The sequence below is a fragment of the Nocardia sp. NPDC127526 genome, assembly GCF_042672265.1.
GTDB lineage: Bacteria > Actinomycetota > Actinomycetes > Mycobacteriales > Mycobacteriaceae > Nocardia.
On the sequence record NZ_JBHXVO010000005.1, the window covers coordinates 92040 to 109441 of the forward strand.

Annotated in this window: 21 protein-coding genes; 12 read left to right on the forward strand and 9 right to left on the reverse strand. The window is 67.9% G+C overall.

What is annotated here, in order from left to right; genetic code table 11:
• Window positions 1-27: 27 nt before the first annotated feature.
• The gene (locus ACFVIV_RS11460; RefSeq protein WP_379195115.1) at window positions 28-486 is read right to left on the reverse strand and encodes a DUF4383 domain-containing protein; all 459 of its coding nucleotides are present in this window, start codon (window positions 484-486) and stop codon (window positions 28-30) included.
• A 120-nt stretch (window positions 487-606) separates the two neighbouring features.
• On the opposite strand from ACFVIV_RS11460, the gene ACFVIV_RS11465 reads away from it, so the two are divergent.
• The 4 genes from ACFVIV_RS11465 to ruvB all read left to right on the forward strand — a co-directional run bounded on the left by ACFVIV_RS11465 (window position 607) and on the right by ruvB (window position 3139).
• The gene (locus tag ACFVIV_RS11465; RefSeq protein ID WP_379195117.1) at window positions 607-762 is read left to right on the forward strand and encodes a hypothetical protein; all 156 of its coding nucleotides are present in this window, start codon (window positions 607-609) and stop codon (window positions 760-762) included.
• A 101-nt stretch (window positions 763-863) separates the two neighbouring features.
• Window positions 864-1433 (forward strand): crossover junction endodeoxyribonuclease RuvC, encoded by a 570-nt coding sequence (gene ruvC, locus ACFVIV_RS11470; RefSeq protein ID WP_379195634.1) that lies wholly within the window; start codon window positions 864-866, stop codon window positions 1431-1433.
• On the forward strand, window positions 1430-2035 hold the full coding sequence (ruvA, locus tag ACFVIV_RS11475; RefSeq protein WP_379195119.1) for a Holliday junction branch migration protein RuvA: 606 nt from the start codon (window positions 1430-1432) through the stop codon (window positions 2033-2035). Before ruvC ends, ruvA begins: the two co-directional genes overlap by 4 nt.
• Before the next feature lie 6 nt (window positions 2036-2041).
• Window positions 2042-3139, forward strand: a complete 1098-nt coding sequence (gene ruvB, locus ACFVIV_RS11480; protein WP_379195121.1) for a Holliday junction branch migration DNA helicase RuvB — start codon at window positions 2042-2044, stop codon at window positions 3137-3139.
• 24 nt (window positions 3140-3163) lie between these two features.
• On the opposite strand, the gene ACFVIV_RS11485 is transcribed toward ruvB, so the two are convergent.
• From ACFVIV_RS11485 to ACFVIV_RS11500, 4 genes are all read right to left on the reverse strand, one after another.
• Window positions 3164-4069, reverse strand: coding sequence for a zinc-binding alcohol dehydrogenase family protein (locus ACFVIV_RS11485; RefSeq protein WP_379195123.1), 906 nt, complete (start codon window positions 4067-4069; stop codon window positions 3164-3166).
• 83 nt (window positions 4070-4152) lie between these two features.
• Window positions 4153-4425 carry a hypothetical protein gene (locus tag ACFVIV_RS11490; RefSeq protein ID WP_379195125.1) on the reverse strand — a complete coding sequence of 91 codons (273 nt, stop codon included), beginning with the start codon at window positions 4423-4425 and terminating at the stop codon, window positions 4153-4155.
• A 271-nt stretch (window positions 4426-4696) separates the two neighbouring features.
• Window positions 4697-5107, reverse strand: a complete 411-nt coding sequence (locus ACFVIV_RS11495) for a DUF4259 domain-containing protein (protein WP_379195127.1) — start codon at window positions 5105-5107, stop codon at window positions 4697-4699.
• Between the two features lie 37 nt (window positions 5108-5144).
• On the reverse strand, window positions 5145-6113 hold the full coding sequence (locus tag ACFVIV_RS11500; protein ID WP_379195129.1) for an NADP-dependent oxidoreductase: 969 nt from the start codon (window positions 6111-6113) through the stop codon (window positions 5145-5147).
• A gap of 69 nt (window positions 6114-6182) precedes the next feature.
• Here ACFVIV_RS11500 and ACFVIV_RS11505 point away from each other — a divergent pair, with 69 nt between their 5' ends.
• Complete coding sequence (locus tag ACFVIV_RS11505; RefSeq protein ID WP_379195131.1) at window positions 6183-7160, forward strand: GlxA family transcriptional regulator; 978 nt, start codon at window positions 6183-6185, stop codon at window positions 7158-7160.
• Between the two features lie 26 nt (window positions 7161-7186).
• On the opposite strand, the gene ACFVIV_RS11510 is transcribed toward ACFVIV_RS11505, so the two are convergent.
• Window positions 7187-7750 (reverse strand): DivIVA domain-containing protein, encoded by a 564-nt coding sequence (locus ACFVIV_RS11510; protein WP_379195133.1) that lies wholly within the window; start codon window positions 7748-7750, stop codon window positions 7187-7189.
• 59 nt (window positions 7751-7809) lie between these two features.
• Window positions 7810-8475, reverse strand: a complete 666-nt coding sequence (locus ACFVIV_RS11515; RefSeq protein ID WP_379195135.1) for a TetR/AcrR family transcriptional regulator — start codon at window positions 8473-8475, stop codon at window positions 7810-7812.
• Window positions 8476-8511: 36 nt separating this feature from the next.
• Here ACFVIV_RS11515 and ACFVIV_RS11520 point away from each other — a divergent pair, with 36 nt between their 5' ends.
• On the forward strand, window positions 8512-10005 hold the full coding sequence (locus ACFVIV_RS11520; RefSeq protein ID WP_379195137.1) for a flavin-containing monooxygenase: 1494 nt from the start codon (window positions 8512-8514) through the stop codon (window positions 10003-10005).
• A gap of 63 nt (window positions 10006-10068) precedes the next feature.
• Here the strand turns inward: ACFVIV_RS11520 and ACFVIV_RS11525 are convergent, their stop codons facing one another.
• A complete protein-coding gene (locus tag ACFVIV_RS11525; RefSeq protein WP_379195139.1) occupies window positions 10069-10599 on the reverse strand; it encodes a dihydrofolate reductase family protein in 531 nt (176 codons plus the stop codon).
• A gap of 1 nt (window position 10600) precedes the next feature.
• On the reverse strand, window positions 10601-11521 hold the full coding sequence (locus tag ACFVIV_RS11530) for a helix-turn-helix transcriptional regulator (RefSeq protein WP_379195141.1): 921 nt from the start codon (window positions 11519-11521) through the stop codon (window positions 10601-10603).
• Between the two features lie 159 nt (window positions 11522-11680).
• Between ACFVIV_RS11530 and ACFVIV_RS11535 the strand changes: the two genes are divergently transcribed.
• The 6 genes from ACFVIV_RS11535 to secD all read left to right on the forward strand — a co-directional run bounded on the left by ACFVIV_RS11535 (window position 11681) and on the right by secD (window position 17401).
• Complete coding sequence (locus ACFVIV_RS11535; RefSeq protein ID WP_379195143.1) at window positions 11681-12106, forward strand: DUF6636 domain-containing protein; 426 nt, start codon at window positions 11681-11683, stop codon at window positions 12104-12106.
• A 158-nt stretch (window positions 12107-12264) separates the two neighbouring features.
• Window positions 12265-12681, forward strand: coding sequence for a hypothetical protein (locus tag ACFVIV_RS11540; RefSeq protein WP_379195145.1), 417 nt, complete (start codon window positions 12265-12267; stop codon window positions 12679-12681).
• Window positions 12682-12904: 223 nt separating this feature from the next.
• Entirely contained in the window at window positions 12905-13315 is a 411-nt protein-coding gene (locus ACFVIV_RS11545; RefSeq protein ID WP_379195147.1) for a nuclear transport factor 2 family protein, read from the forward strand.
• Between the two features lie 177 nt (window positions 13316-13492).
• Complete coding sequence (locus tag ACFVIV_RS11550) at window positions 13493-15124, forward strand: hypothetical protein (RefSeq protein WP_379195149.1); 1632 nt, start codon at window positions 13493-13495, stop codon at window positions 15122-15124.
• Between the two features lie 15 nt (window positions 15125-15139).
• A complete protein-coding gene (yajC, locus tag ACFVIV_RS11555; protein ID WP_379195150.1) occupies window positions 15140-15514 on the forward strand; it encodes a preprotein translocase subunit YajC in 375 nt (124 codons plus the stop codon).
• Window positions 15515-15610: 96 nt separating this feature from the next.
• Complete coding sequence (secD, locus tag ACFVIV_RS11560; protein WP_379195152.1) at window positions 15611-17401, forward strand: protein translocase subunit SecD; 1791 nt, start codon at window positions 15611-15613, stop codon at window positions 17399-17401.
• Window position 17402: the final 1 nt, after the last annotated feature.

Here is a 17402-nt window from a genome sequence, read left to right on the forward strand (position 1 = left end):
GCGGCCTTCGCCGTACCGGGGCGAGGGTCAGCGCATCGGATTGATGCTGGACCGCTGTTGCAGCCGCGGCAGTACCAGGCCCAGCACGACCATGCCCGCGCCGAGCGCGAAGTGCAGCCAATCGTCGGCGGTATTGACCGGAACGAAGTTGGCATCGCCGGTCTTGTCGATGACGAGGCCGTAGATCCACAGCAGCAGATACAGCACGCCGCCGCCGAGCAGGAAGTAGGTGGCGTAGCCGATCGTGCGCGCGGCCAGCAGTCCGGCCACGCCGAAAATCAGATGAACGATGTTGTGCAGCACCGAAACCTGGAAAATACCGAGCAGTTCGGCATGGGATTCGTGCCCCGCCCAGCCCAGGCTGTCGTAGTCGGTGACGATGCCCGGAATGAATCCCAGCACTCCCGCCAGCAGGAAGACCGCGCCGACCACGGCCGCACCCAGTTGTACCGGCGTCCACCGGGTGGTTGTACGTGAAGTCACCATTGTCCGTTCGCCTTTCTCCCTCCGGTGTGGAGATCCCGTAGGACACTGCGGTGATCCACACCGGCTTGTTCCGCCGCATACCCGGCGGGGGCAGGCACAAACGGGTGCGAGAATCCGGATATGGCGGATCTGATCGCGGTACGCGGAGACATCACCGAACAGCACGCGCATGCCGCGCGCTGCGGGTGGCCTTCGACGCGATTCTCGGCGAAAAGCCCTGAGGGTCTGCTCCGGGACCCGAACATGTCGGTGGCAGCTGCCATGGTGGTGCGGTGACGAATGCCCTGCCCCGGACCGCTCCGTGTCGGTGGCCGGGGAGTCCCGCTGCGTCCGTTAGACTCTCGAACAGTTGTTCGTTGGCTGGGAGAGGGGATTTCGTGCGGGTGATGGGTGTCGACCCCGGGCTCACCCGGTGCGGCCTCAGCATGGTGGAGGGCGGGGTGGGCCGGCAGGTCACCGCCCTGGCCGTGGATGTGGTTCGCACACCGCCGGATATGGATCTCGCCGAACGGCTGCTGCGGGTGGCCGATGCCGCCGAAGCGTGGATGGACACCCACAAGCCCGAGGCCGTGGCCATCGAGCGGGTGTTCTCCCAGCACAATGTGCGCACCGCCATGGCCACCGCGCAGGCGGGCGGGGTGATCGCGCTGACGGCCGCACGCCGCGGCATTCCGGTGCACTTCCACACCCCCAGTCAGGTCAAGGCCGCCGTCACCGGAAACGGTTCGGCGGACAAGGCGCAAGTGACCGCCATGGTGACCCGTATCCTCGGACTGGCGGTCGCGCCCAAACCGGCCGACGCCGCCGATGCGCTGGCGCTGGCCATCTGCCACTGCTGGCGCGCGCCCATGCTCGAGCGCATGGCCAAGGCCGAGGCGCAGGCCGCGCAGCAACGGCGCATGTACGAGGAAAGGCTTGCCCAGCAACGGAAGGCGGTAACGCGGTGATCGCGTCGGTACGCGGCGAGGTGCTCGAGATCGGGCTCGACCATGTGGTCCTGGAGGCCGCCGGGGTCGGATACCGCTTGAATGCCACCCCCGCCACCCTGGCCGGGCTCACCCGCGGCGCGGAGTCTCGCCTCTACACGACCATGATCGTGCGCGAGGACTCCATGACGCTGTTCGGCTTCGCCGACACCGAAGCGCGCGAACTGTTCGTGCTGCTGCAGACGGTTTCGGGCGTCGGCCCCAAACTCGCCATGGCGGTGCTCGCTGTTCTCGAGCCCGAAGCCCTGCGCAAGGCCCTGGCCGAATCGAATGTGGCCGCCCTGACCCGGGTCCCGGGCGTCGGCAAGCGCGGCGCGGAACGCATGTGCGTGGAACTGCGCGACAAGGTGAATCTCGTTCCCGTGCAATCCGGTCCACCCGGCGCCGGTCCCGCGCCCATGGTCACCCCCATCCGCGATCAGGTGGTCGACGCCCTCATCGGCCTCGGCTTCCCCATTCGCCACGCCGAACCCGCCGTCGATGCGGTCCTGCTGGATCAACCCGACGCCGACACCTCCAAGGCATTGCGCGCCGCGCTGGGACTGCTGGGCAAGAACCGATAGGCGATCATGACCGACGACTCCGACTTCGCCCCCACCGAACCCGACGAATCCGCCGTCAGCCCCAGCTATCTCGCCTCCGACGGCGAGATCGAAGCCAGCCTGCGCCCGAAATCCCTGGACGATTTCATCGGCCAGCCCCGCGTGCGCGAACAGCTCGCCCTGGTCCTGCGCGGCGCGAAACTGCGCGGCGGCACCCCCGACCACGTGCTGCTCTCCGGCCCGCCCGGCCTGGGCAAGACCAGCATGGCCATGATCATCGCCGCCGAACTCGGCACCGCCCTGCGCCTCACCTCCGGCCCGGCCCTGGAGCGCGCCGGCGACCTGGCCGCCATGCTCAGCAATCTCGTCGAGGGCGATGTGCTCTTCATCGACGAAATCCACCGCATGGCAAGGCCCGCCGAGGAAATGCTCTACCTCGCCATGGAGGACTTCCGCGTCGACGTGGTCGTCGGCAAAGGCCCGGGCGCGACGTCGATCCCGCTCGACATCGCCCCCTTCACCCTGGTCGGCGCCACCACCCGCTCCGGCGCACTGACCGGCCCGCTGCGCGACCGCTTCGGCTTCACCGGCCATATGGACTTCTACGAACCCGATGAGCTGCAATACATCCTGCAACGCTCGGCGCGAATCCTCGGCGTGCGGTTGGAAGTCGAAGCCGCCGTGGAAATCGCCGGTCGCTCCCGCGGCACGCCCCGTATCGCCAACCGCCTGTTGCGGCGCGTCCGCGACTACGCGGAAGTGAAGGCCGACGGCCTCGTGACCCGCGCGGTCGCCCAAGCCGCGCTCGCCGTCTACGACGTCGACGCGCTCGGCCTGGATCGCCTGGACCGTGCGGTGCTGGGCGCTCTCATCCGCAGCTTCAATGGCGGTCCCGTCGGCGTCTCCACCCTCGCCGTCGCCGTCGGAGAAGAAGCGGCCACGGTCGAGGAGGTCTGCGAACCCTTCCTTGTCCGAGCAGGATTGGTTGCCCGGACTCCGCGCGGCCGCGTCGCCACCGCCGCCGCCTGGGAGCACCTCGGCCTCGTCCCGCCCCCGGATCTGGTCTTCGGATCGATCGAAGTGCGTGCCCGCGAATCCCATCCGACGCTGGACTTGTTCGAGTAACGGGCCCTCGATCGGCCGCGAGGGCTATGCGGCCGTTCGCACGGCGACGCGGCCGAGGTTGCGTCGGGTTTCGATCAGGTCGATGGCCGTGTCCATGCGATCCCAGGGCAGCACGGTGTGCTGCGGACGGAGCTCGCCGGCCGCGAGCAGCCGCCACAGTTCGGCGCGGTAGGACTCGAGCACCTCCGGGCGGGTGCGGCCGAGCAGGCCGACGGCGAATCCGGTGACGGTCTTCAGATCCGTCAGCAGGCCCGAGGCGTCCACCGTGCCGCCGCCCGCGCTGAAGGCCACCAAGCGGCCGTGTGGGGCAAGGGTGTTCACCCCGCGCTGCACGAAAGGTCCGCCGACCCCGTCGAGTACGACATCGACCGATTCGTTCCACGGATCGTCGTAGGTGAACACCGCGTCGGCCCCGCACTCCCGGAGGAAGCCGGCCTTGCCGGCGGATCCCGCCGCAGCGAGCACCCGCGAGGCGCCGAGCGCCCGCGCCAACTGCACCGCGAGATGGCCCACACCACTGGCGGCCCCGATGACCAGGACCGATTCGCCCGCCGCGAAGTGCGATGCGCGCAATGCACCCATGCCGACAAGACCCCCTCGTACCAGGGCGAGCGCATCCGCGGGCTCGACCTCGGCGGGCAACTCCGTGATCAACTGTGGTGCGGCGAGCACATATTCGGCGTAGACGCCCTCGAACACCAGGCCGCCCACCCGCTTTCCGACCCAGCCGGCCGGCACGCCGGGGCCGACGGCGACCACGGCGCCGACCATCTCCCCGCCGGGATCGCCCAGCGCCCCCTCGCGCCACAACTGCACCAGCCGCACCCCGACGCCAACCAGTTCGGTGCGCACCAGCAACTGTCCCGGACCAGGCTCGGGCTCCGGCACGGCGATGGATTCCGCACGGCTGGAGAACTGAATCTTGCGCACTGTTTACGCCCCTTCCACGGCAGCAATGTCCAACTACCGCAAAAATAGGCTCAGCAGAGTTTTATGTCAAACCTAAGTTTTGGTCAGAGCATGTTCCTTACACTCCCCAGGAGCCGCAGTTGCCGCTCGTAATCCCGCCCATCCAGCGCGAATCCGATGTGGTCGGCCCCCGCGTCGGCATACTCGGCACACCGTTGCGCAGCCTCCTCCGGCGTCCCGGTGACCGTGACCATGTCCACCTGGCCGGGGGACATCTCGAAGAATCCGCCGAGTTCCTCGCGCATGACCTCTCGATCCGCCCGGTCCTCGGGCTCCTCGCCGAGCACGGCGTGCAGCCCGACATGAATCCGGGGCATCGCCCGCCCGGCCTCCGCCGCGCGTCCAGCCCGGGCGTCCCATCGCCGATCAAGACATCCGCGGCGCCGATGGCATCCAGTCCGAGCTGCTCCGCGGTGATCGCCGCGTTCCGAATGCTTTCGCCCCCGTCGTCCTTCGCGGGCCCCGGCAGCGCGACTCCAATGGTCGGGCGGGTCATGAGCCCTCCTTCGCGTCGTCCTCATGACCACCATCGACCCTCAACCCCGCTCGAGGTCAAGGAAACCGGCAACCCGATCCGGGCTCGCGGACTCAGTCCTCCAAATCGGCCCGCAACTCCGCGATGACCTCCAGCGCCGCCGCGAAGGATTCCGACTCCTCCCACAGATCCCGCCACTCCGACTCATCGGCCACGATCCGATCCAGCGCCGCAATGGCCAGCGCCGCCACATCGTCGTCGACGCTCACACTTCCGCCCTCGAGCAGGAAGTCCGGCGCATACGACGAGGTGATCGCCGTCCGAGTGCGCTGTGCGGCAATGATCGCCGCGGCGGCGATCGCATCGCAGGCGACATCGCTGTCGAGGTAATCCTTGCTGCCCGCGACGACCGTCAGCGCCTCCCGGATCATCAACTGCCGCTTGTCCGGTGCGGCGTCATGGAGCCCGCCGCACCAGTCGGCGGCGGAATCATTGTCGAACGGACCTACGTCCCACGTACCCATGGCGGAATTTCTACCGCCACGGGCCGCGGTTCGCACCTCAGGGTCGGTCCACGGTGAGCACCAATTTGCCTACGGTGCGGCCGGTGTCGCCGAGGGCGTGCGCCTTGGCGGCGTCGGCGAGCGGGAAGACGCCCGCGAGCGTGGGGGAGAGAGCGCCGGATTCGGCCAGCTCGGCCAATGCGGTCATGCCCGCGTGATCGGCCTCGACGAGCAGTGGAAACACGCGCCGGCCGAGGCGTTCGGCGGCGGCGAGCAGATCGTCGACTCCCAGGGGGCGCAAGGTGACCAGCACCCCGCCCGGGCGCAGCGTGGGCAGGGAGCGAATGGCGTTCGCCTCGTCGATCGGATCGAGCACGACGTCGACATCGCTGACGACCTCGGCGAAATCGACCGCGCGGTAGTCGATTACCTCATCGGCCCCCAGCTCGCGCAGGAAACCGTGATTGGCGGCGCTCGCGGTGCCGATGACGTACGCGCCGCGGGCCTTGGCGATCTGAACGGCGAAATGGCCGACGCCGCCGGCCGCGGCATGGATCAGGACGCGTTGGCCCGCACGGACATCGGCGGTGTCGACCAGCGCCTGCCAGGCGGTGAGGGCCGCCAGCGGAATGGCCGCCGCGCGCGCGTGGTCGAGAGTGGCGGGCTTGCGGGCGAAGGCGCGCGCCGGCCCGGTGACGTATTCGGCGGCCGCACCGTGGCCGTACGGATAGGGCAGCATGCCGAACACTTCGTCGCCCGGCCGGAACAGGGTGACGCCGACGCCGGTGGCGACCACCTCGCCGGAGACGTCCCAGCCGAGCACGAACGGCGGTTCCGGCAGGAACAGGCCCGGAATCGACCGATGCTTCCAGTCGGTCGGATTGAGTGCGGTGGCGCGCACCCGGACGAGGATTTCGCTCGGCCCCGGCTGTGGAACGGGCCGCCGGGCCTCGTGCAGCACCTCGGGGCCGCCGAGGGCGTCCTGGCTGATCACGCGCATCGTCTCGGGAAGTTCGATCTCGGTCATGCCTCCAGCCTCCCGCCGAGCCGCATCCGAGAAAATGGCAGGATAGCCATTATTCGATAGAATCGTGCCATGCAGTCGGACGGAGCTCAGCCGCATCGGGTCGTGGTCCTGGCCTTGGATGGGGTGTACGTCTTCGAACTCGGCATCCCCAATCGGGTGTTCGGCACCGCCGACGGCCGCTACGAGGTGATCACCTGCTCGCTCGACGGGCGGCCGGTGCGCAGCAACTGCGACTTCGATATCGCGGTCGCGCACGACAGCCGGGCGCTGGAAACCGCCGACACCGTGATCATCCCGCCGTGCGATGTCGAGTCGATGCTGAGTGACGGTCTCCCACACGCTGTTTCGCAAGCACTGGCCCGAATCCCCGCGCACGCCAGGCTCGTATCCATCTGCACCGGCGCGATCGTGGTGGCCGCCGCCGGACTCCTGGACGACCGCGCCGCCACCACACACTGGAAGTTCACCGATACCTTCCGTCGCGCCTTCCCGCGCGTCCACCTGGATCCCGACGTCCTCTACGTCGACGACGGCGACATCCTCACCTCCGCCGGCGCCACCGCCGGAGTCGACCTGTGCCTGCACCTCATCCGCCGCGACCACGGCAGCGAGGTCGCCAATGGCGTCGCCCGCCGCTGCGTGGTGCCGCCCTGGCGCGACGGCGGACAGGCGCAGTTCATCGAGCAGCCCGTGCCCCCACCGGCCGCCGCCGGCACCGCCGGAGCCCGGCAGTGGGCCCTGGAAAACCTGCACCTACCGCTCACCATGGCCGACCTGGCCGAACAAGCGCACATGAGCGGCCGCACCTTCGCCCGCCGCTTCCGCGACGAGGTCGGCATGAGCCCCGGCCGCTGGCTGATCCAACAGCGCGTCTTCCGCGCCCGCGAACTCCTCGAATCGACCGAACTGCCGGTGGACCGCATCGCGACCGAGGTCGGCTTCGCCACGGGCACCTCGCTGCGCCAACATCTGCACGAATCCATCGGCGTCACGCCGCTGGCCTATCGGCGCACCTTCCGCTCGACCCCTGCGCTCGCCGGGTCCTGATTCGCGGTAGCGACCCCGGCGCGGGTTCAATGCTGCGGCAGCTTCTCCAGCTGATGCGCGACCAGGTCCAGGAACGCGTCGACCTCGTCGCGGTGATACGCGGGCATGCCCGCGGCGGCAGTGTGAAAAGCGGTCTGCCGCACATCTTCCGCGGTCAGGCCATTGGGACTGTGGTGCGCCAGGGTCGCGGCTAATCGATCCAGGAACGCCCCGACCTCCTCGGCCGCATACCCGGACAGGCCGTGCGGCGGCGCGGAGAACCGGATGCGCAGCACATCGTCATGGGTGAGCACATCCGCGAAGCGCCCCGACGGGACCCGCCCCCGCCCGCGGCGCAGGAATTCCAGCTCGGTGCACACCTGGTCGAGGAAGTCGTCGACCTGCTCGATGTCGTAGCCGCGCTGCCCGCGCGGGGGCGCGTCGAATTCCACCAGCCGGATATCGGCGGCGGTGAGGTGGTCGCGACCGGACATGGTCTCGGCGATGCGCACGCAGAAGGCGTCCACCTGGGCCGGGTGATAGCCGTGGTGCCCGAACGGTGCATGGCCGAATCGTTTGCGGCGGACGTCCTCGGGGGTCACCCGCGCCATTGTGCCAATCCCCGCATGTCCGAATCTCCGCCGCCCCGAGGCGAATCCGGTTTGCCGGATCAGTCCTTGCGCACGCCGTCGATGAGCAGCCGGCGAATGGCCTGGCCCAGGCCCTCGACGGCGGTCATATCCGGATCGCGCAGGCCGTGGATGATGGCCGCCAGGATCATGCCGGTGACGGCCTTCGCGGTATTGCCGGTATCCAGATCGGCGCGCAGATAGCCCTGCTCCACGCCGTGCTCCAGATAGCCGGCGGTGAGCGCGTCGGCGGAGTCCAGCAGGCCGTACAGGCGCATGGTGAGCTCGGCGTCGATGCCGGTGGCCTGGAACAGCAGCAGCTGCGCCACCCGCTGATCCTCCAGGAAGATGCCGATCAGCGCGGTGCCGATGCGCTCGGTCTGGGCTCGGTAGGACTCCAGGGTGTCGGCCGCGTCGGGGGCGTTGTCGGTGCCCAGCGCCTCGATGATGCGGGCGGCCAGATCGTCGATGACGTGATCGATGATGTCGCGCTTATTGGCGAAGTAGCGATAGAAGGTGCCGTGCCCGATGCCCAGCTCGGCGGCGATATCGGCAATGCCGGTGGCGTGGTAGCCCTTCTCGGCGAAGCACGCGAAGGCGGTGTCGATGATGTCCTGGCGGAGCTCGGCCTTGCGTCGTTCGATTCTCGAGGATGGCTTCGTCACGCTCCCGATGATACGGTGATCACAAACGGAATGAGATGTCATTCCGTGACATGGGCATCATTTCTTTGGAGGTTCGGCGTGGCACCTCAGTACGACGCCATCGTGGTCGGTGCGGGCTTCGGCGGTATGGGCGCGGGCATCGAATTGGATCGGCTCGGCCTGAGCAATTTCGTGATCCTGGAGCGCGAGGACGATCTCGGCGGCACCTGGCACGTCAATCGCTATCCGGGGCTGGCCGTGGACATCGCCTCGGTGACCTACTCGTACTCCTTCGAGCCCAATCCGTACTGGTCGCGGCTGTTCGCGCCGGGCGCGGAGCTGAAGAAGTACGCCGAGCACGTCGCCGACAAGTACGACCTGCGCCGGCGCATGCGGTTCAACACCGTGGTCGGCGGGGCGCGCTGGGACGAGGAGCAGCAGCACTGGACCGTGTCGCTGGAGAACGGTGAATCCCTCACCGCGCGTTATGTTCTCGCCGCCACCGGGTTCCTGTCGCAGCCGTACACACCGCCGTTCCCGGGCATCGACACCTTCCAGGGCAAGATCATCCACACCACCGCGTGGGAGGACGATTACGACCTGACCGATCGCAAGGCCGCCATCATCGGCACCGGAGCCACCGCCGTGCAGCTGATTCCGGAGATCGCCAAGCAGGCGCGCGCGCTGACGGTCTTCCAGCGCACGCCGATCTGGGTGGTGCCCAAGATCGACACCGCCATTCCGAAGCCGGTGCAGCAGCTGTTCGCGCGAGTTCCGGTGACGCAGAAGGCCGCCCGCCTGGTCAACACCTCGCTGCTGGAAGCGCTCATGGTGGTCGGCGTGCTGCACTTCAAGGAGGCCAAGCCGCTCAACAAGGCGGCCGGCGTGCTGGCCAAGGCGCATCTGCGGGCCTCGGTGCGGGACAAGGAGACCCGCGAGAAGCTCACGCCCGATTACGATTTCGGCTGCAAGCGGCCCACCTTCTCGAACCTGTACTTCAAGACGTTCAACGAGCCGCACGTGCGGCTGGAGACCAATTCCATCGATCACATCGAGCCCGACGGCATCGTGACCGCCGACGGCCACAAGACCGAGATCGACACCCTCGTGCTGGCCACCGGGTTCAACCTGTGGGACGTCAACTTCCCGGCCATCGAGATCATCGGCCGCGACGGGGTCAATCTCGGAAAGTTCTGGCGCGACAACCGCTTCCAGGCCTACGAGGGCGTGACCATCCCGAAGTTCCCCAACTTCGTCTCGCTCAACAGCCCCTACTCCTACAGCGGCCTGTCCTACTTCACCACCATCGAGGCGCAGATGAAGCACATCGGCCGCCTCTTCGGTGAGATGTTCCGTCGCGGTGAGCAGGTCTTCGAGGTCACCGAGTCGGCCAATGCCCAGTTCCTGGACCGCGTCACCGACAAGCTCGGCTCGTCGGTCTTCTACGGCGGCCAGTGCGCCACCGCCCGCAGCTACTACTTCAACCAGCACGGCGAGGCGGCGCTGCTCCGCCCCACCAGCACGCTCAATGCCCACCGCGAGGCGTCCAGCTTCCCGCTCGACGACTACACCTACGGGGTGCAGTCGGCCTGAGCAGGGAGCGCGCGGTCGGCAGAGTCGGCGGCCGACCGCGCGTCCCGGACCCCGCGGCCCCGGTCAGGCCGGGAGCACTTGATAACGGGCGCAGGCGAATTCACCGTTCATCGCGACCTCGGTGAGTTTCAACTCGCGACGCCGGGGTAGCAGGGGTGCCCCGGCGCCGAGGGTGACCGGCGCGAACCAGACGACGAGCTCGTCGAGCAGGCCGTGATCGGCGAATTGCCCGGCCAGATCGCCGCCGCCCATGACCCAGAGGTTCTTGTCCCCGGCGGCGGCCGCCATCTGCTCGTACACGGTGGTCACCGGATCGGTGGTGAACCGGATATCGCGACCGGGAGCGGCGGTGAGTTCGCGATGGGTGAACACCCAGACCGGGACGTCGTACGCCCAGGTGTCCGGGTCGTGGTCGATGATCCACTGATAGGTGTTGGCGCCCATGGCGATCGCACCGATGCTGTCGACGAACGGAGCCAGGCCCATCGGTCCCCGCTCGTCGTTCTCGCGGTGCAGCAGCCACTCCAGGGAGTTGTCGGAGTCGACGAGGAAGCCGTCCAGGCTGGCGGCGGTGTAATAGGTGGCGAAGGTCATCTCATCCTCTCTGGCGGAGCCACATGATCGGGTCTCCGTAACCGAGTTTTTCTGCGATATCCGGTGATTCGGTGCGCAACCAGTGCCGGACGAGCAGTCGCCGGTGCGCGGAAAAAGTGAGTACGTGCGCGATCACGCTGCCGAGCACGAAGCTCTCCGGCGGTTCGCACAGCGCGTCGATGAGGGTGTCGCTCCACCCGCCGCGCCGATCGATCTCCCGCACTACCTCCAGCCAGCGCGGCGCGACGGCGTTGAAGCGCAGGATCAGGCTCTCCGGATCGTCCTCGCCTTCGGGCGGGGTATCCGCCCCGTCGATCGAGGCCAGCCACAACTCCCGCGTCCGCACGTGCCGGTGCAATACGGCCGCGATGGATTCCTCGGCACCGTCCCACGGCAACACCGTCAACCCCGCCGCCTGCACCCGGCGATACTGCTCCTCGTCGAGCCCCGCTGCCGCGGTGAGCAATTCCCGCGTGTCCTCCAATTCGTTGTGCACCATGACCGCCGTGGGATCCATATCCGCCCGTCCTCTCGGCTCGCTCTCCACCCACAACGACATCGGCGGATGGAAATGCACTCCGTTCACAGCGGGCAGCCAGCGCTGCTTCCGCTCATTCGTGGTCCCGCTGGGCGGATGCCCGAACGCCCGGCTGAACGCCCGGCTGAACCCCTCCACCGAGTCGTATCCGGCGGCGAACGCCACCTCGGTCACGCTCTTGCCGCCGCTCAATTCCCACGCGGCCCGCTCCAGCAGCACCCGCCGCCGCAGCGCCACCGGCGTCTCCCCGGTACCCCGCGCGAACTGCCGCGAGAAGTGGAACGGCGAGGCGTAGGCATCCGCCGCCATGTCACCGAGCGTGGCGTTGTCCTCGTCGAGCACCGCGTCCAGCAACTCCCGAAGCCGATCCCGTCCTGTCTGCACCCTTCGAGTCTTCCCGACCCGCGGCCGTCCCGGCATGACCGAAATTGCTCAGTCGGCGACGCCGCCGTTACCGCCCGCGACACCGGGCGCGATATGGAAATGGCATCCGGAACCGGATGCCGTCCGGCTGGCCGCCGGACTCACAGTGGGGGGACCACCATGAAGTCACGCCTGTTTCCAATACTCGCCGGCGCCGCCATGGCCGCTCTGACCGCCGCCGCGGCTCCCGCCCAGGCCGGCGACACCGGCCAATTCCGCACCCCCAGCGGCAATATCATCTGCGCCACCAGCGACCGAGGCGTGGTCTGCCAAATCCTCGAATACACCTACGCCACCCCGGACCGCCCCGCGACCTGCTCCGGCGCCTACGGCGACGTCTTCTCCCAATGGGACGGCACCCACGCCGAAATCCGCTGCCACACCGACCGCCCCTTCGACCCCACCCAGGGCCGAATCATCGACTACGGCAAAACCGTCCAGGCCGGCAACGTCGTCTGCACCATTCAGCCCGCCTACCTGGAGTGCGTGGACCCCTTCGCCCGCCACGGCTTCCACCTGTCCCGCGAGTCCTACACGGTCTACTGATTCATATGAAGTGGATATGCCGCCTGGCTGTCGCAGCACTGCTCACGGTTGCGATTTCCGTTGTGGCGCAACCGCCTACAGCCTGTGCTTGCAGCCACTGTCCGCGGCCGTCCGACGCCGAGGCTTTCGCGCAGTCGGACACGGTCTTCATCGGAACCGTGCGGAGCGTCGAGGAGCTCGACGACTACGGCGGCGGGGTCTTCACCATCGAGGTCGACACCGTGTACAAGGGCTCGGCGGCCCGCCTGCAAGGCGTTGCCACCGCCCAATCGACCGCTTGCGGCTGGAGCGGCGAGGTCGGCCGGCGCTACGTCATCTTCGGTGAACGTGCCGGCGACCGCATCCACACCTCGTGCGGCGCCGGCAACCGCCCGGCCGGATCCGCCCTGACCGTGCCGCCGGGCATGACCGCCATCGCCCCGGAACCGGGCGAATCCGGGGTCCCGGCAGCCGATGGATTCGGCATCCCGAGCAGGTTCGTCGGCTACGCGGTGCTGATTGCGACCGCCTTCCTTCTCGTGGCGGCCGCCGTGTGTGTCGGCCTCGTCGTCCGGTCGAGGCGCCGCAACCGGTGAGCCCGACCGCGCCGCGCTGCCTCCACCGGAATCTGAGTGGTTCTACGCAGCGGATCGCGGTAATCGGGCGCAGCCGTCGCGGCGGCGCTGGCGACCCTCGTGTTCGCCGTGCTGGATCACCGTCGTGCCCGCCGCGCTCCACGCGGTTTCGGCCCGAGTGATTTCGGGGCTGCGAACGGCTGGGTGGGCGCGGTTCGGTGATCGGCGAGCGTAGCGTCGGGGTATGGATCGCGAGGGTGTCGCGCGGTGGGTCGGTGCGTACGAACGGGCTTGGCGAACGGCCGGGACCGCGGCGGTGGGGGAGTTGTTCGCGGACAAGGCCCGGTATCTGGTTTCGCCCTGGGCGAAGCCGATTGTGGGGATCGAGGCGTTGCGGGGGTTCTGGGAAGCCGGGCGGAAGGGGGCCGACGAGCGGTTCCGGATGATGTCGGAAGTGCTCGCGGTGGACGGGAACACCGCGGTCGTGCGGGTGTTCGTGGAGTACGAGGACGAGGATCCGGGCAGGTGGCGGGACCTTTGGGTGCTGCGGTTCGACGGGGAGGGCAAGTGCGAGTGGTTCGAGGAGTGGCCCTTCGCGCCGGATCAGGAGGATGGGCAGGAAGCGGCTGAACGTGCCTCAGACGCGCCTGGCTAGGGCGCCTGTGCGCCAACACGCCACTGTGGCACACGAATCGGGCGTTTCCTGACCACTGTCGCCTTCGATCGAACATGTTTTCGGGCACTGAGTTAGGGTCGAGCGGTGACAAAGTCGGGTCGGCATAGGGAACCGTTCGTTGTCGCTGCGCCTGGGGCCGTCAGCATCCGCACTCGATTGCACGTCACGTCTGAGGAAGCCGCAGTTCTGACCGCGATTGGCGAGTACAACGGCCGGTTGTATCGCCACGAGCTGACCGCACGAATAGAACAGGGGCACCTGGACCGCAGGCAGCAAGTCGCCTACCGGACCGAGCGTAAGCGCGTTATCACCGCAGATACCTCGTCACGATGGGCCGGAACGATCACCCGTGCGGTGGAGGATCAGTACCAATTGGGTATGCGCGCACTCACTGCGCGAGCGCGGAGCCTGGATTCGGCCATCCAGACACTCGCGGCGCGATGCGCACTCGCCCCAGGCGAACGTGACAGGAGAATCACCGGTTACCGAGATGACGCCGAACGATTTCAGAAGACTCGTCGCCTGACAGCGTTGCGAGACAAAGCCGAAAGAGCGCATCAGCGGTTGGAGGCGGGGTGTCCGTCGATCGTAATGGGTGGAAAACGGTTGTGGCGCAGCCGCAACCATCTCGACACCGCCGATCTCACCGAGCATCAATGGCAGCAGGAGTGGGATGCTGCTCGCCTATTTCTGGCCGCGGACGGTGAAACAGGCAAGATCGGAGGGAACGAAACCATCCGCGTCTCACCTGAGACCCAGCAGCTGCGGATCAAGGTTCCCGCTGGGTTGACAGATCGGTTCGGTACCCATCTGACTATCGCGGCGCCAGTGGAATTCAACTATCGGTTCGATGAGTGGAGCGACCGTATCCAAGGGAATCGCGCTGTCCGATATGACATTTCCTACGATCCGCGAAAGCAACGGTGGTATCTGGCTGCGTCCTGGGCCGTCGAGCCAGCTCAATCTGTCCCGCTCGCGACGATCCGTACCGGGCGGGTGCTGGGGGTGGACCTCAACGATGGCCACCTTGCCACGTGCGTGCTCGACACCTCTGGGAACCCGATCGGCGCGCCGGGCACGATCGATGTTGCGATACGTGGGTTGTCGGCTTCGCAGCGCGACGGCCATCTGCGAGCCGCTATCACTACGCTTCTCGACATCGCCGAACACTTCGGATGCGCGGCTATCGTGATCGAGAACCTCGACTTCGCCGAAGCCCGCGAGACGGGTCGCGAAACCTTAGGACGAGGTAAGCGCGGCAAACGATTCCGACGCGCTGTCACAGGCATTCCCACCTCGAGGTTCCGAGAACGGCTGCGCGGCATGGCCGCACGCCGCGACCTAGCCGTTGTGGCGGTCGATCCGGCCTACACCAGCAAGGTTGGTGGAAAGTGCTGGCGCGCCCCATTGCAGAAACAAACCAAGACTCCCGGTCGCATGGTCACCGTCCATCACGGGGCGGCGGTAGCGATCGGGCGACGCGGACTCGGGTTTAAACTGTCGCGTCACTCGACCGGTCCCCGTCACGCACAGAGGAGCGTGACGGGCCAACTATCGAGCCTGGTGGCAGTGTCGACCCCAGTGCGCATGGAGTGTGGAAAGCTCTGCCCCACCCCTGGTCCCCACGGGAGGCCGGCCGGGTGCGGCAGCAAGCACACACGCCAGCGGTCAAGACCGTTCGGGCCGCAATTGAATGCTGAGGAACGGTCGGATAGAGAGTCGGCGCGTCCTGTTCGGTGGATTGCTGGCAGACTGTGGGGGACACGCACCCATCCGACCATTGACTAGGGGCTGACTTCGACGATGGACCTTCTGCTGCCGCTGCTGCTGGTTGCTCTGCTCATCCCGATGTTCCTCGGTGTCCGCCGCCAGAAGCGCGAGATGGCCAAGGTTACGGAGATGCAGGAAAGCCTGAAGACCGGCGACCGGGTCGTCACCACGTCGGGGCTGTACGGCACCGTGGTGGACGTCGATGACACCACCGTGGACCTCGAGATCGCCGAGGAGGTCGTGACCACCTGGTCGCGCGCCGCGATCCGTGAGGTGCGCACCGACGACGTCGAGACCACCACCACCGAGGACACGACGACCGCCCCCGCCGCGGAGCCCGCCGCCAACGGCGTCGCCGACGCCGTCTCGGACGCCGCCGACGACACCACGCGCCTGTCCAAGGACTGACACATCCAGCGCCGTCCGCCGCCGGGCACACCGGCGGCCGACGGCGCTGCGGTGTGCCCGCTCGCTCCCCTCGATTCCGCCTAGGAGATAAGTACTGTGCCACCTTCCCAGGGAAAGGCGCGCCAACTGCGCCTGCTCGGCGTCTACGCCGCACTGGTGGCCGTGATGTTCGGCCTGGTGTTCTTCACCGGTGACAAATCCGCGACCCCCAAGCTCGGCATCGACCTGCAGGGCGGTACCCGCGTCACGCTGACCGCCCGCACCGTCGACGGCGGCAAGCCGAGCCAGGACAGTCTGCGCCAGGCGCAGGACATTATCGAGCGCCGCGTCAACGGCCTCGGCGTCTCCGGGTCCGAGGTCGTCATCGAGGGCGAGAACCTGGTGATCACGGTCCCGGGTGAGGACGGCGGACAGGCCAAGTCGCTGGCCAGCACCGCCAAGCTCTACGTGCGCCCGGTGCTGCAGTCGATCCCGCCGCAGGTGGTGAACGGCCAGCCGGTCAACCAGCAACAGCAGCAACCGGCCCCGCCCGCCAATGCCACCGTGCCGCCGGCCGACACCACCGCGCCCGGCGCGGAGACCCAGACCCCGCCCACCACGGGCGAGGCCCCGGCCGTGCAGAACCGCGTGTTCCCGGCGCAGCAGCCGACCGAACCGGCCCCGACCACCGAACCGGCTCCGACCACCGAGCCGGCGCCGGGAACGGAACCGGCTCCGACCACCGAACCGGCCGCGCCGACCACCCCGGCCAACCAGCCGCAGAACCCGCAGCAGCAGCAAGCGCAGGACATCGCGGCCGCGAAGGCGTTGCGGCAGAGCACCGATCCGTCGATCCAGCAGATCGCCATGATGAGCATGGACTGCTCCAAGCCGGATCCCCTGGAAGGCAACGACGACCCGAACCTGCCGCTGGTCACCTGCAATACCGAGGGCACCGAGGTCTACCTGCTCGACGTCTCCAAGCTCGACGGCCAGGAAATCAAGAACGCCACCGGCGATTTCAACGCGCAGGAATCCAAGTGGATGGTCAGCGTCGAGTTCAAGTCCGGCGGCGCCGACACCTGGGGCAAGCTGACCACCGAGTACTACAACCAGCAGCTGGCCTTCGTGCTCGACTCCAAGGTCGTGAGCGCGCCGGTGGTGCAGCAGGCCGGCCAGTACGGCGGCAGCACCGCCATCTCCGGCACCGGCATCAACAAGACCACGGCCAAGGAACTGGCGAACACCCTCAAGTACGGTTCGCTGCCGCTGTCCTTCGCCACCTCCGAGGCCGAGACGGTCTCGGCGACCCTCGGCCTGTCCTCGCTGCGCGCGGGCCTGATCGCGGGCGCCATCGGCCTGATCGCGGTGCTGCTGTACTGCCTGCTCTACTACCGCATGCTCGGCTTCCTGGCCGGTTTCTCGCTGCTCGCGGCGGGCGCGGCGGTGTACGCGATCATCGTGCTGCTGGGCAGGTGGATCGGATTCACCCTCGACCTGGCCGGTATCGCCGGTCTGATCATCGGCATCGGCATGACGGCCGACTCGTTCGTGGTGTTCTTCGAACGCATCAAGGACGAGATGCGCGAGGGCCGCAGCTTCCGCTCGGCCGTGCCGCGCGGCTGGGCGCGCGCCCAGCGCACCAACCTGTCCGGCAAGACGGTCAGCCTGATCGCCTCCGCGGTGCTGTACCTGCTGGCCGCGGGCCAGGTGAAGGGCTTCGCCTTCACTCTCGGCGTCACCACCGTGCTCGACGTCGTCGTGCTCTACCTGGTCACCGGACCGCTCATGCTGATGGCCTCGCGCTCGCCGTTCTGGGCGAAGCCGTCGGTGAACGGCCTCGGCGCCGTTGCTCAGATTGCCCGTGAACGCAAGGCGGCGGCCGGCGTCCTGGTGAAGGAGGCGTGAT